The 12,536-nt window shown below is 58.3% G+C and carries 12 protein-coding genes; 4 read left to right on the top strand and 8 right to left on the bottom strand.

Annotated elements, in window-relative coordinates:
* Position 1: 1 nt before the first annotated feature.
* The 3 genes from gntT to gntX form a co-directional block, all read right to left on the bottom strand.
* A complete protein-coding gene (gene gntT, locus ACP4QI_RS20690) occupies positions 2-1,318 on the bottom strand; it encodes a gluconate transporter (RefSeq protein WP_142487393.1) in 1,317 nt (438 codons plus the stop codon).
* Between the two features lie 304 nt (positions 1,319-1,622).
* The gene (nfuA, locus tag ACP4QI_RS20685; RefSeq protein WP_142487392.1) at positions 1,623-2,198 is read right to left on the bottom strand and encodes a Fe-S biogenesis protein NfuA; all 576 of its coding nucleotides are present in this window, start codon (positions 2,196-2,198) and stop codon (positions 1,623-1,625) included.
* 58 nt (positions 2,199-2,256) lie between these two features.
* The gene (gene gntX, locus ACP4QI_RS20680; RefSeq protein WP_426495865.1) at positions 2,257-2,940 is read right to left on the bottom strand and encodes a DNA utilization protein GntX; all 684 of its coding nucleotides are present in this window, start codon (positions 2,938-2,940) and stop codon (positions 2,257-2,259) included.
* A gap of 36 nt (positions 2,941-2,976) precedes the next feature.
* Here gntX and bioH point away from each other — a divergent pair, with 36 nt between their 5' ends.
* Together bioH and ACP4QI_RS20670 are read left to right on the top strand one after the other, a co-directional pair.
* Complete coding sequence (gene bioH / locus ACP4QI_RS20675; protein ID WP_142487390.1) at positions 2,977-3,750, top strand: pimeloyl-ACP methyl ester esterase BioH; 774 nt, start codon at positions 2,977-2,979, stop codon at positions 3,748-3,750.
* Positions 3,751-3,863: 113 nt separating this feature from the next.
* Entirely contained in the window at positions 3,864-4,133 is a 270-nt protein-coding gene (locus ACP4QI_RS20670) for a YdgH/BhsA/McbA-like domain containing protein (RefSeq protein WP_106995218.1), read from the top strand.
* Between the two features lie 40 nt (positions 4,134-4,173).
* Here ACP4QI_RS20670 and feoC read toward each other — a convergent pair whose 3' ends face one another.
* The 5 genes from feoC to greB all read right to left on the bottom strand — a co-directional run bounded on the left by feoC (position 4,174) and on the right by greB (position 10,244).
* The gene (feoC, locus tag ACP4QI_RS20665; RefSeq protein WP_142487388.1) at positions 4,174-4,410 is read right to left on the bottom strand and encodes a [Fe-S]-dependent transcriptional repressor FeoC; all 237 of its coding nucleotides are present in this window, start codon (positions 4,408-4,410) and stop codon (positions 4,174-4,176) included.
* An 8-nt stretch (positions 4,411-4,418) separates the two neighbouring features.
* Positions 4,419-6,737: a Fe(2+) transporter permease subunit FeoB gene (gene feoB / locus ACP4QI_RS20660; protein ID WP_426495864.1), complete on the bottom strand. Its 2,319-nt coding sequence runs from the start codon at positions 6,735-6,737 to the stop codon at positions 4,419-4,421.
* 30 nt (positions 6,738-6,767) lie between these two features.
* On the bottom strand, positions 6,768-6,995 hold the full coding sequence (gene feoA / locus ACP4QI_RS20655) for a ferrous iron transporter A (RefSeq protein WP_426495863.1): 228 nt from the start codon (positions 6,993-6,995) through the stop codon (positions 6,768-6,770).
* A gap of 349 nt (positions 6,996-7,344) precedes the next feature.
* Complete coding sequence (locus ACP4QI_RS20650; RefSeq protein ID WP_426495862.1) at positions 7,345-9,669, bottom strand: Tex family protein; 2,325 nt, start codon at positions 9,667-9,669, stop codon at positions 7,345-7,347.
* Between the two features lie 101 nt (positions 9,670-9,770).
* A complete protein-coding gene (gene greB, locus ACP4QI_RS20645; RefSeq protein ID WP_231313526.1) occupies positions 9,771-10,244 on the bottom strand; it encodes a transcription elongation factor GreB in 474 nt (157 codons plus the stop codon).
* Positions 10,245-10,471: 227 nt separating this feature from the next.
* Here greB and ompR point away from each other — a divergent pair, with 227 nt between their 5' ends.
* Both ompR and envZ read left to right on the top strand, forming a co-directional pair.
* Positions 10,472-11,191 carry an osmolarity response regulator transcription factor OmpR gene (ompR, locus tag ACP4QI_RS20640; RefSeq protein WP_001157751.1) on the top strand — a complete coding sequence of 240 codons (720 nt, stop codon included), beginning with the start codon at positions 10,472-10,474 and terminating at the stop codon, positions 11,189-11,191.
* Positions 11,188-12,534 carry a two-component system sensor histidine kinase EnvZ gene (envZ, locus tag ACP4QI_RS20635; protein ID WP_142487383.1) on the top strand — a complete coding sequence of 449 codons (1,347 nt, stop codon included), beginning with the start codon at positions 11,188-11,190 and terminating at the stop codon, positions 12,532-12,534. The genes ompR and envZ overlap by 4 nt, the downstream gene beginning before the upstream one ends.
* Positions 12,535-12,536 lie beyond the last annotated feature (2 nt).

Raw genomic sequence — 12,536 nt, 5'->3', positions numbered from 1 at the left:
ATCAAACCACCGCACCCAGCAGCAGACACCCGATCAGCCCGCAGACGGAGATGATGGTTTCCAGCATCGACCAGGACTTGATGGTCTCACCGATGGTCAGGTTGAAGTACTCTTTGAACAGCCAGAAGCCCGGATCGTTCACGTGAGAGAAAATCACGCTACCGGAACCCACCGCGATAACCATCAGTTCTGGGCTGACGCCGGTGGTGGCAATCAGAGGGGCAACGATACCGCCCGCGGTAATGGCCGCAACGGTCGCAGAACCCAGGGCAATACGCAGCACCGCCGCGATAGACCACGCCATCAGGATTGGAGAGATGTTGGTGTCATGCATCATGGAGGCGATGTATTTGTCCACGCCGCTATCAACCAGAACCTGCTTGAACGCACCGCCGCCACCGATGATCAGCAGCATCATGGCGATGATTTTGATCGACGAGCTCAGGGTATCGTTAATCTGATCCATGGAGCGGCCACGGTTCAGACCAAAGGTGAACAGCGCAATCAGGACCGCAATCAGCGTCGCCATCACCGGGTCACCGAGGAACTCCGCCACGCCGAGAACCGGATGGCCTTTCGGCAGCACCATTTCACAGACGGCGCGCAGGGCCATCAGCACTACCGGTACCAGAGAGGTCCAGACGCTGACGCCAAAGCTCGGCATCTCTTCTTCGGTAAAGGTTTTCGCGCTGTACAGACCTTCCGGGATCGGCTTATCGATGCCTTTCAGGCAACGCGCAAACACCGGCCCTGCGAGGATAACGGTCGGGATCGCCAGAATGGTACCGAACAGCAGGGTTTTACCCATGTCCGCATGGAAGATGGTGGCGATAGCGGTTGGGCCCGGGTGCGGCGGCAGGAAGCCGTGGGTCACGGACAGCGCAGCGGCCATTGGCACACCCACGTACAGCAGCGGGATGCTGGCAGAAGCGGCGATGGTGAACACCAGCGGCAGCATCAGCACGAAGCCCACTTCGTAGAACAGTGCAAAACCGACGGTGAAGCCGGTTAAGACCACTGCCCACTGAATATTATTTTTGCCGAACTTTGCAATCAGCGTGGTCGCGATGCGCTGTGCGCCACCGCAGTCAGCCAGCATTTTGCCGAGCATAGCGCCGAAGCCCATGATCAGCGCGAGGCTACCGAGCGTACCGCCCACACCGGCTTTAATGGAGCTGATAACTTTTACCAGCGGCATCCCTTGCATCAGGCCGACAGCAAGGGCCACCAGTACAAGGGCAATGAAGCCGTTCATTTTGAAACGGATCATCAGGAGCAGTAACAGGACTACACCGATAGCGACGATGACTAATGGCATGATTATCTGGCCTTTAAAATTGTTATGGGTAACGTCATTGTTTCAACGACATATTAATGTTGCCCCAACTGGGAACAGCGTACTTCCTGGCACAAAGACAGGCTGCCTTCTAAATCATTAAGCTTAGTCGGTCGGCGTGAAGGTGTTTGAGTGCCCGCGAGAATGATACGGGTAACATGTGCGGATTGAGAATGACCCTGGCGGTCAAAATGTGAAATCTGAGACGCAGGTCATGTTCTGAAGCAGGGGAGAAGGGGGAGAGGCCCGGATCGCTACGCGTCACCGGGCAACAGATAACGGCAACTTAATAGTAGGAGTGTTCGCCGCGCTGGTGTTCGGTGAGATCGCGCACGCCTTTCAGCTCCGGGAACTCGTTCAGCAGCTGCTTCTCGATCCCCTCTTTCAGGGTCACGTCGACCATGGAACAACCGTTACAGCCGCCGCCAAACTGCAGAATGGCCAGACCGTCTTCGGTGATCTCCATCAGAGTGACGCGGCCACCGTGGCCTGCCAGCTGCGGGTTAATCTGGGACTGCAGCAGGTACTCAACGCGCTCCATCAGCGGGGCGTCATCGGTCACTTTACGCATTTTGGCGTTGGGTGCTTTCAGGGTTAACTGGGAACCCAGTTGGTCGGTCACAAAATCAATTTCCGCATCTTCCAGATACGGGGAGCTCAGCTCATCGACATAGGCAGTGAGTTGCTCAAATTTCAGGGCAGTGTCAGTTGCTTCCACAGCATCCGGTGGGCAATAAGAGACGCCGCATTCTGCATTCGGGGTGCCCGGGTTGATCACGAACACGCGGATCTGGGTCCCTTCTTCCTGATTTGCCAGCAGTTTGGCAAAGTGCGCTTGTGCAGCATCGGAAATACGGATCATAGCATTGGCCTAATAGTTGACTAAAATACCTGGGTATAATACGCCCAACCTGAGGGCGCTACAAGGTTCGACACAGACACCATACCTGAACCGAAGCCGCGCCGCTTCGCAAAAGCAGGCGGGAGAGTTCCGCGACGGTAGCGCCTGTGGTCACGACATCATCCACCACAGCGATATGGCGCCCGACGACCGGTAATTCAAGAGTAAAAGCGTGCTGCAGGTTGCGTTTACGCAATCTGGCGCTGAGCTGATGCTGGGCCGGGGTAGCGCGGTTGCGGCGAATGGCATCGGGAACATAGCAGCAGCTCAGCCAGCGGGCCAGCAGGCGACAGAGCAGGTCGCTCTGGTTAAACCCGCGCCGCCAGTGACGCCGTGACCAGAGCGGTACGCAGACCAGCATATCAACGTCCGGCAACCCCCGGCTGCGCCTGGCGCGCAGCAGCGCCAGCAGTAACAGCCTCGCCAGCGGTTTTGCCAGCTGACTGCGGCGGGAAAACTTCAGCTGATGCACCAGCTGGCTCAGCGGCGGCGTATAGCCGCTCACCGCCACCAGCGCCTGCCAGGGCGGCGGTCTGCGCAGGCAGCGGCCGCAGGGCAGGTGGGGATGAATGGCCGGTAAACCGCACTGCGGACAAACACCTGTCCGCCCTGCCAGCCCCTTTTCGCACACGGAACAGACGCCCCAGTGGCTGAGCGCAAGCGGCATCCGGCATAGCCAGCACAAGCCGGGCACTGTTAGCATAGACAACCTCCTTGTGAAAAAAGAGAACAGTAATCGATGAATAACCTTTGGTGGCAGACCGTCGGGACAGGAAATTGCCATCTTGTGCTGCTGCACGGATGGGGGCTGAATGCCGAAGTATGGCGTTGCATCAGCGAGGAACTGGCCTCGCAATTCACGCTGCACCTGGTGGATCTGCCGGGCTTTGGCCGCAGCCGTGATTTCGGCGCAATGCCTCTTGCCGACATGGCGGAGCAGGTGCTGGCGCAGGCCCCGGATAAGGCGATCTGGCTGGGCTGGAGCCTGGGCGGGCTGGTGGCGAGCCAGATAGCCCTGACGCATCCTGAGCGAGTTCAGGCCCTGGTGACCGTCGCCTCCTCCCCGTGTTTTAGCGCCCAGGCGGAGTGGCCGGGAATCAAACCCGAGGTGCTGGCCGGTTTCCAGCAGCAGCTGAGCAACGATTTCCAGCGCACGGTGGAGCGTTTTCTTGCGCTACAGACCATGGGCACCGAAACCGCACGCCAGGACGCCCGGACGCTGAAAACCACGGTGCTGGCGTTGCCAATGCCGGAGGTGGAAGTGCTGAATGGCGGGCTGGAGATCCTGAAAACGGCCGATCTGCGCGCGCCGCTGGCGTCGCTGACGCTGCCGCATCTGCGTATTTATGGTTACCTCGACGGGCTGGTCCCGCGTAAGATCGTGCCGCTGCTGGATGAGCAATGGCCGCAGAGCGAAGCCCTGATTGTCGCCAAAGCGGCGCATGCGCCCTTTATCTCTCACTCCGCCGAGTTTTGCGCGGCGCTGATTGCCTTAAGTCAGCGTTTAAACTGATTATTTTTCATTCCCGCTGGAAAAAGTGACATACCGCAACAATACTCAATATATCGTTGCGGGTATCCCGCCTTCGATAATCAAAACTACAATCCTCTTTGGGAGTCATGGCTATGAAACTTGTTACAGGTATTGTTGCTTCTCTGGTTATTGGTTCACTCTCTTTTGGCGTTATGGCGGCAGAAGAGATCCAGAAAGATAAAGTGAAAGAGATGAATTTGACGAAGGTTGGCGATATCTCTACATCTGATACCACCGCGCCAATGGATGCGAGAAAAGAGCTTTCCAAGAAAGCAGATGAGCTGGGCGGTAAGTACTATGTCGTCACCAGCGCCAACAAAGATCAGAAAGACATCCGCGCGACCGCAGACGTCTACAAATAAACACATAAAGCCGGGCAGAGTTGCCCGGCTTTATTAACGATTAACGCAGCGCCCACCACTCCCTGAGGCAGGCTTTTCCTTCAGGACAGCTTTTACAGCTGCCGGATAAGCAGCCGTCGGGATCCTCCTGGATGCGCTGCGCTTTCCCCATCGCCTCCAGACGCTCCAGCATGGCCTCGATCATCGCCTGCGGCATGCGCAGGATCTGGCTGAGCTGGGTGGCTTCCATTCTCCCCTGTAGCGCCAGTAAATCACGAACCTCAATTAACGATGCCATGCCGCCTCCTAGTGACAGTCGCTGGCCGGGCTGTCACAGCAGGCCGCTGCGGTTCTGCCTTTCGCCAGCAGGTTAACGTCCACGCGGCTGCGCGCCCGGCGTAACAGGCCCATCACCACCACGTTAAACAGCACCACCGCCAGGATACAGACCAGGCTGTAGTGCGGATGCTGGCTGAAATTGACCGTCTGGTAGTACACCGTTGCCAGCGAGTAAGCGATATTCAGCCCCCACAGGACGGAGAAGCCCATCCAGCCGCGGCTCGATTCGCGGGCAATCGCCCCCATCACCGAGATGCACGGGATGTAGAGCAGGACGAAGATCAGGTAGCTGTAGGCCGCCGAGGCGCTGCCAAACTTCTCGCTCATCACGCCCATCGCCCCGGTCGCCATCTCCCCGTCGCCTTTGCTGGCTTCAATCGGGTTCGCCAGCACGCTCAGGCTGAAGGTCTCTTTCAGGCTCTGCCAGGTTTCATCCACGGCGCTGAACAGTTCGTCCCCGAGGTGAAACGCCGCCGGGTTAAACGCCTCTTCCTGAATATTCTCTGCGGTGTAGAGGGTGTTCAGCGTGCCGACCACCACCTCTTTCGCCATCGCGCCGGTGAACAGCCCGACGGTGGCCTGCCAGTTGTCTTCATGTACGCCAATCGGTTTAAACAGCGGGGTGATGACGCGGCTGACGGAGGCCAGCGCCGAGTCGTTAATGTTGTCTACCGCCTTGCCGCTGAGTGAGAAGCTGTTCAGCGCGCTGAGGAAAATACTGACTACCACAATCACTTTACCCGCCCGCAGGACAAAACCTTTCAGCCGCTGCCAGGTCTGGATCAGCAGGCTTTTCAGGTGCGGAACGTGATAGACCGGCAGCTCCATCACGAACGGCGACGCCTCGCCACGCATGATGGTGTGTTTGAGCATCAGGCCGGTGAGGATCGCCATCACGATGCCGAGCACATACAGCGAGAAGACCGCCAGCGCCCCCTCCTGGCCGAAGAAGGCCGCGGCAAACACCGCGAAGATCGCCAGCCGTGCGCCGCAGGACATAAACGGCGCCATCATGATGGTCATCAGCCGTTCGCGAGGCGCATCCAGAGTGCGGGCACCCATCACCGACGGCACGTTGCAGCCGAAGCCGACAATCAGCGGTACAAAGGATTTGCCGGGCAGGCCGAGCGCCTGCATCAGGCGATCCATCACAAAGGCCGCACGGGCCATATAACCGGAGTCCTCAAGGAACGAGAGAAACAGATACATCATGCCGATCTGCGGCACCAGCGGCAGCACGGTGTTGATCCCGCCGCCCAGCCCCTGGGCGAGGAAAATGGTCAGCCATTCCGGCAGGTGCAGGGTGTAACCCAGCCACTGAATGCCGTGAATGAAGATGGCCACCGAGCCGACATCAAACAGCGGCTGTAGCGCGCCGCCGATGTTAATGGCCAGCAGGAACATCACGTACATCACCAGCAGGAAGACCGGCAGGCCGAGAAAACGGTTGAGGATCAGGGTGTCCATCGCCCGGGTAAAGCGGCTTGGTTCGGCGGTGAGGGCGTTGCTCACCACGTCGCAAATGGCATTGATGCTCTGATAGCGCGCATCGGCAATGTGCAGGGCCGGGTCGTCCAGCTCATCGTTCAACCGTGCGAGGGAGACATCCAGATATTGCGCGGCATCACCGGCATAGGCGCGGCTGTAGATATCGCCTTCCAGCATCTGCAGGCCGAGCCAGTGACGCTGTTTGAACGGCATGCTGTGCGCCATCTCCTGGGCGAGGATCCCGGCTTCCCGCAGCAGCGGCTGGGCGTAATGCACCAGCTCCACGTCGGCATTGCGGGTGTGGCGGTCAATGGCCAGCTTAAGGGCGTCGATCCCGCGGGCGCGGGTGGAGACCAGCGGCACCACCGGGCAGCCCAGACGGGCGGAGAGGGCGTCGACGTCGATGCGGATCTGCTGCTTTTCCGCAATATCGAGCATGTTCAGCGCCACCACGCAGGGGATGCCCAGCTCCAGCAGCTGTAACGTCAGGTAGAGGTTGCGCTCTAGGTTCGAGGCATCCACCACGTTGATCAGCAGGTCGGCGTCGCCGCTGAGAATGTAGTGGCAGGCGATCTGCTCATCCAGCGAGGTCTGGGAGGAGATGGTGGTTAATGAGTAAGTGCCGGGCAGATCGACGAGGGTGACCTGATTATCGGTGGTGGCGAACTGGCCCTCTTTACGTTCGACCGTCACACCCGCCCAGTTACCGACCCGCTGACGCGCGCCGGTAAGCTGGTTAAATAAGGTGGTTTTGCCGGAATTCGGATTGCCAATTAAGCCAATGGTTAATTTTTTCATTCTATTCGACTCGCTGCGGGAGCTGGCGTGTTATTGAGACAGGGCTTCAACTTCTATTAAGGCGAGATCTTTCTTACGCAGAACCAGATTCACACGTCGGGTTTCGATATGCACCGGATCGCCCAGCGGGGCAACGCGCACCACCAGGAAAGAGGAGCCGGGTAGCATCCCTAATGAGAGCAGTTTCTGCCGATAGGCCGGGCTTATTTCGCGGGTGAAGCCGGTAATTTTCCACGCGCTGGCTGGAGTGAATTGCATAGTGCCTACTTAACGGACGGTTAAATAATCAACAGGCACAATGGTAATGAGAATGGTTTCTCTCATCAATATTAAATATGTGACGGAATGTAGATACGGCTATTAATTTGCGGGCTGATTGACCTTGCTCAATATTTTCGGGCAATGATGGTAAGCGATAAAAAGATTTATTGTTAACGGAGTGATAATTATTGGTTTAAATACGGATATGCAATCGGTTCCATATTTATAAGAAATAAGAGAGTTTTTTTATTTTAATTTTTGCGGTCTGTTTGCCGGGCGGCACTGCGTTTGCCCGGCCTACAAACCGTAGGCCCGGTAAGCGAAGCGCCACCGGGCACTGCCTATGTTAGCGCTTTTTACCCATCGCCGCCGCCAGCGCATCCATCATCGCGCTGTTGCCGGATGGCTGTGCTTCACGCCCGCGCGGTTTCGCCGCTGGACGCTGCTGCTGGCGCGCATCGCTGTTGCCGCCGCCACGACGGGCGTTGGTCTCGCCAGGCTGCTCGTCCAGACGCATGGTCAGGGCGATACGCTTGCGCTGCAGATCCACCTCCAGCACCTTCACCTTCACGATGTCGCCGGCTTTCACCACGGTATGCGGATCTTCCACGAATTTATCGGCAAGAGAGGAGATATGGACCAGGCCATCCTGATGCACGCCAATATCGACAAAGGCACCAAAGTTGGTGACGTTGGTGACTGCACCTTCCAGCACCATGCCCGGCAGCAGGTCGTTCATGGTCTCGACGCCTTCGGCGAACTGCGCGGTTTTGAACTCCGGACGCGGGTCGCGGCCCGGCTTCTCCAGCTCTTTGATGATGTCGGACACCGTCGGCACGCCGAACTTCTCATCGGTGAAATCCACCGCTTTCAGATGACGCAATTCGCTGCTGTTGCCCATCAGCACTTTCAGCGCCTGCTGGGTGGCAGCCAGAATGCGCTCGACAACCGGATAGGCTTCCGGGTGAACGGTGGAGGCATCCAGCGGGTTGTCGCCGTGGTTGATACGCAGGAAGCCCGCGCACTGCTCGAACGCTTTCGGCCCCAGACGGCTCACCTTCAGCAGCTGTTGGCGGTTCTGGAACTGACCGTTCTCATCACGCCAGGCGACGATATTCTGCGCCATCATCCGGGTTAACCCCGCCACGCGGGTCAGCAGGGCGACGGAGGCGGTGTTCAGATCAACGCCGACGGCGTTCACGCAGTCTTCCACCACCGCATCCAGCTTGCGCGCCAGCTGCGTCTGGCTGACGTCGTGCTGGTACTGGCCCACGCCGATGGATTTCGGGTCGATCTTCACCAGCTCAGCCAGCGGATCCTGCAGGCGGCGGGCGATAGAGACCGCACCGCGCAGGGAGACGTCCAGATCCGGGAACTCCTGCGCGGCCAGCTCGGACGCCGAGTACACCGACGCGCCCGCTTCGCTGACAATCACTTTTTGCGCCGTCACTTTCGGGAACTGCTTTTGCAGATCGAGGAAGAAGCGCTCGGTTTCGCGCGAGGCGGTGCCGTTGCCGATCGCCACCAGCTCCACGTTGTGCTTCTCGCACAGCGCCGCCACGGCGACCGCAGCTTTGGCTGCCTGGCCGGTGTGCGGATAAATGGTGTCGGTGGCAACCAGTTTGCCTGTGCCATCCACTACCGCCACCTTCACGCCGGTACGCAGGCCCGGATCGAGACCCATGGTCGCGCGCAGGCCTGCCGGGGCGGCCATCAGCAGATCGTGCAGGTTACGGGCAAAGACGTTAATCGCTTCGTCTTCGGCGCGTTCGCGCACGGTGCCCATCAGTTCGGTTTCGAGATGCATCAGCACCTTGATACGCCAGGTCCAGCTCACCACCCCTTTGCGCCAGCTGTCCGCCGGAGCGTTGTTCAGGCGCAGGCCAAGATGGTCGGTGATGATCTGCTCGCCGTGGCTCTCTTTCGGCGGCTCGTCAAACTGCGGGTCGGCATTCAGTGAGAGTTGCAGCACGCCTTCATTGCGGCCGCGGAACATTGCCAGGGCGCGGTGAGAAGGGGTGGAGGAAATCGGTTCATGATGATCGAAGTAGTCGCGGAATTTCGCCCCTTCTTCCTCTTTGCCGTTCACCACGGTGGAGACGATATGGGCGTTCTTCCACAGGTAATCACGCACTTTAGCCAGCAGGGCGGCGTCTTCGGCAAAGCGCTCCATCAAAATGTAGCGTGCGCCATCGAGGGCGGCTTTAGTGTCGGCCACGCCTTTATCGGCATCGATAAACTTCGCGGCTTCGGTTTCCGGGTCGTGGGACGGCGTCGTCCACAGCAGATCCGCCAGCGGCTCCAGACCGGCTTCAATAGCGATCTGCCCGCGGGTGCGGCGTTTTTGTTTGTACGGCAGATAGAGGTCTTCGAGTTCAGTCTTATTCAGGGTGCCGTTGATGGCTTTGGCCAGCTCGTCGGTCAGCTTGCCCTGTTCACCGATGGATTTCAGGATCGCCTGACGCCTGTCTTCCAGTTCACGCAGATAGCCAAGGCGGGTTTCCAGGTTACGCAGCTGCGTATCATCCAGACCGCCAGTCACTTCCTTACGATAACGTGCGATAAACGGCACGGTGTTCCCTTCATCAAGCAGGCGAACGGCAGCTTCTACCTGTTCAGCCCTTGCCTGAAGTTCACCCGCAATAATGCGGCAGAGCGAATCTTTCATCATGGCTATTTCATCTTGTGGGTCGAAAAATCAGGGGATAGTTATACGGACTGGCACGGCAAAATGCCAGTCGCCGCGCCAGGCTCTCGGATTGTTCCGGCGGGTTATTTCACATAGTCGATGGCGTTCACATACCAGGTCGCTTCCCCGGCCGGAGTGTGCACGACGGCCAGATCGCCGACCTCTTTTTTCAGCAGCGCTCTGGCCATGGGCGAGTCGATGGAGATGTAATCCTTACGACCAAAAATTTCATCGTAGCCGACAATCCGAAAGCGCTTAAGATCGCCGTCGTCGTTTTCGATCTCCACCCACGCGCCGAAAAAGACTTTGCCCTCCTGCTGCGGGGAGTAATCGACGATTTTCAGGTTCTCAAGGCATTTGGTCAGATATCGCACCCGGCGGTCGATTTCGCGCAGCCGTTTCTTGTTGTACTGGTAGTCGGCGTTTTCACTGCGGTCACCGAGGCTCGCGGCCCAGGTCACTTTTTTGGTCACCTCCGGGCGCTCTTCCCGCCACAGCGTGTCCATCTCTTTCTTCAGATTTTCATACCCTTCGCGGGTGATCAGGGGCGTTTTCATTCTCTGGCCTTACGACTTAGGTTGCATACCTTGCGCACATTACGTATCACTTAGCTTAACAGACAGGATTAATAATGAGTTATGTGATGAAATGTGCAGATAAGCTCCTGTTAAATATGCTTTGTAACAATTTCGACTAGAATTTATACCAGAATTAGCTGGTCGTGAACGCCCACTTTTTTAGAATACGCTGTTCAAGATTATCCGAACCTTTGGGAGTACTGACAATGCAAGAGAATTATAAGATTCTGGTGGTGGATGACGACATGCGCCTACGCGCACTGCTCGAGCGTTATCTGACCGAGCAGGGCTTCCAGGTTCGTAGCGTTGCCAACGCCGAACAGATGGATCGCCTGTTGACCCGCGAATCCTTCCACCTGATGGTGCTGGATCTGATGCTGCCTGGCGAAGATGGCCTCTCCATCTGCCGTCGTCTGCGTAGCCAAAGCAACCCGATGCCGATCATTATGGTGACGGCGAAAGGGGAAGAGGTTGACCGTATCGTGGGCCTGGAAATTGGCGCCGACGACTACATTCCAAAACCGTTTAACCCGCGTGAACTGCTGGCGCGTATTCGCGCCGTACTGCGTCGTCAGGCGAACGAACTGCCTGGTGCGCCGTCGCAGGAAGAGGCAGTGATCGCCTTCGGTAAGTTCAAGCTGAACCTCGGTACCCGCGAGATGTTCCGTGAAGACGAGCCTATGCCGCTGACCAGCGGCGAGTTTGCGGTACTGAAAGCCTTAGTCAGCCACCCGCGTGAGCCGCTCTCCCGCGATAAGCTGATGAACCTGGCGCGTGGCCGCGAATATTCCGCGATGGAGCGTTCCATCGACGTGCAGATCTCCCGCCTGCGTCGCATGGTGGAAGAGGATCCGGCGCATCCGCGCTATATCCAGACCGTCTGGGGTCTGGGCTACGTGTTTGTCCCGGACGGCTCTAAAGCATGAGGCGAATGCGTTTCTCGCCGCGTAGCTCGTTTGCCCGCACCCTGTTACTGATCGTCACCCTGCTGTTTGTCAGCCTGGTGACGACCTACCTGGTGGTGCTGAACTTTGCGATCCTGCCGAGCCTCCAGCAGTTTAATAAGGTCCTGGCCTACGAAGTGCGTATGCTGATGACCGATAAACTGCAGCTGGAAGATGGCACGCAGCTGGTGGTGCCACCGGCGTTTCGCCGTGAAATCTACCGTGAGCTGGGGATATCGCTCTATTCCAACGAAGCGGCGGAAGACGCAGGCCTGCGCTGGGCGCAACACTACGAATTCCTCAGCCAGCAGATGGCGCAGCAGCTGGGCGGCCCGACGGAAGTGCGCGTTGAGGTCAACAAAAGCTCCCCGGTAGTCTGGCTGAAAACCTGGCTGTCACCCAACATCTGGGTGCGCGTGCCGCTGACCGAAATCCATCAGGGCGACTTCTCGCCGCTGTTCCGTTACACCCTGGCGATCATGCTGCTGGCGATAGGCGGCGCCTGGCTGTTTATTCGTATCCAGAACCGACCGCTGGTCGACCTGGAGCACGCGGCGCTCCAGGTCGGTAAAGGCATTATCCCGCCTCCGCTGCGCGAGTATGGCGCGTCGGAAGTGCGGTCGGTGACCCGCGCCTTCAACCATATGGCGGCTGGCGTTAAACAGCTGGCCGACGATCGTACCCTGCTGATGGCCGGGGTCAGCCATGACCTGCGCACTCCGCTGACGCGTATTCGCCTCGCCACTGAAATGATGGGCGAGGAGGATGGCTACCTGGCGGAGTCCATCAACAAGGACATCGAAGAGTGCAACGCCATTATCGAACAGTTCATCGACTACCTGCGCACCGGGCAGGAGATGCCGATGGAGATCGCAGAGCTGAACGCGGTGCTGGGCGAAGTGGTGGCGGCCGAAAGCGGTTACGAGCGTGAGATTGAAACCGACCTGCAGCCGGGCGATATCACCGTGCGCATGCACCCACTCTCCATCAAGCGTGCAGTGGCGAATATGGTGGTTAACGCCGCCCGCTACGGCAACGGCTGGATCAAGGTCAGCAGCGGCTCTGAACTGAACCGCGCCTGGTTCCAGGTTGAAGATGATGGTCCGGGCATCAAGCCGGAGCAGCGTAAACACCTGTTCCAGCCGTTTGTGCGCGGAGACAGCGCGCGCAGCACCAGCGGCACCGGTTTAGGCCTGGCGATTGTGCAGCGTATCGTGGATAACCATAACGGTCTGTTGGAGATTGGTACCAGCGAGCGGGGCGGATTAAGTATCCGCGCGTGGCTGCCGGTTCCGTTTACCCGTGGACAGGTGAAAGAGAGTTAAAA

This window comes from Leclercia sp. TB492 (assembly GCF_049974505.2).
Taxonomy (GTDB): domain Bacteria; phylum Pseudomonadota; class Gammaproteobacteria; order Enterobacterales; family Enterobacteriaceae; genus Enterobacter; species Enterobacter adecarboxylatus_C.
Note: the sequence above shows the minus strand (reverse complement) of the source record. Positions and strands in the feature narration are given on the sequence as shown.

Coding starts and splice junctions, on each gene's coding strand:
- gntX (WP_426495865.1), bottom strand. CDS start 2,940: ATGCTAACAGTGCCCGGCTTGTGCTGGCTATGCCGGATGCCGCTTGCG.
- feoA (WP_426495863.1), bottom strand. CDS start 6,995: ATGCAATTCACTCCAGCCAGCGCGTGGAAAATTACCGGCTTCACCCGC.
- nfuA (WP_142487392.1), bottom strand. CDS start 2,198: ATGATCCGTATTTCCGATGCTGCACAAGCGCACTTTGCCAAACTGCTG.
- gntT (WP_142487393.1), bottom strand. CDS start 1,318: ATGCCATTAGTCATCGTCGCTATCGGTGTAGTCCTGTTACTGCTCCTG.
- ompR (WP_001157751.1), top strand. CDS start 10,472: ATGCAAGAGAATTATAAGATTCTGGTGGTGGATGACGACATGCGCCTA.
- ACP4QI_RS20650 (WP_426495862.1), bottom strand. CDS start 9,669: ATGATGAAAGATTCGCTCTGCCGCATTATTGCGGGTGAACTTCAGGCA.
- feoC (WP_142487388.1), bottom strand. CDS start 4,410: ATGGCATCGTTAATTGAGGTTCGTGATTTACTGGCGCTACAGGGGAGA.
- greB (WP_231313526.1), bottom strand. CDS start 10,244: ATGAAAACGCCCCTGATCACCCGCGAAGGGTATGAAAATCTGAAGAAA.
- feoB (WP_426495864.1), bottom strand. CDS start 6,737: ATGAAAAAATTAACCATTGGCTTAATTGGCAATCCGAATTCCGGCAAA.
- bioH (WP_142487390.1), top strand. CDS start 2,977: ATGAATAACCTTTGGTGGCAGACCGTCGGGACAGGAAATTGCCATCTT.
- ACP4QI_RS20670 (WP_106995218.1), top strand. CDS start 3,864: ATGAAACTTGTTACAGGTATTGTTGCTTCTCTGGTTATTGGTTCACTC.
- envZ (WP_142487383.1), top strand. CDS start 11,188: ATGAGGCGAATGCGTTTCTCGCCGCGTAGCTCGTTTGCCCGCACCCTG.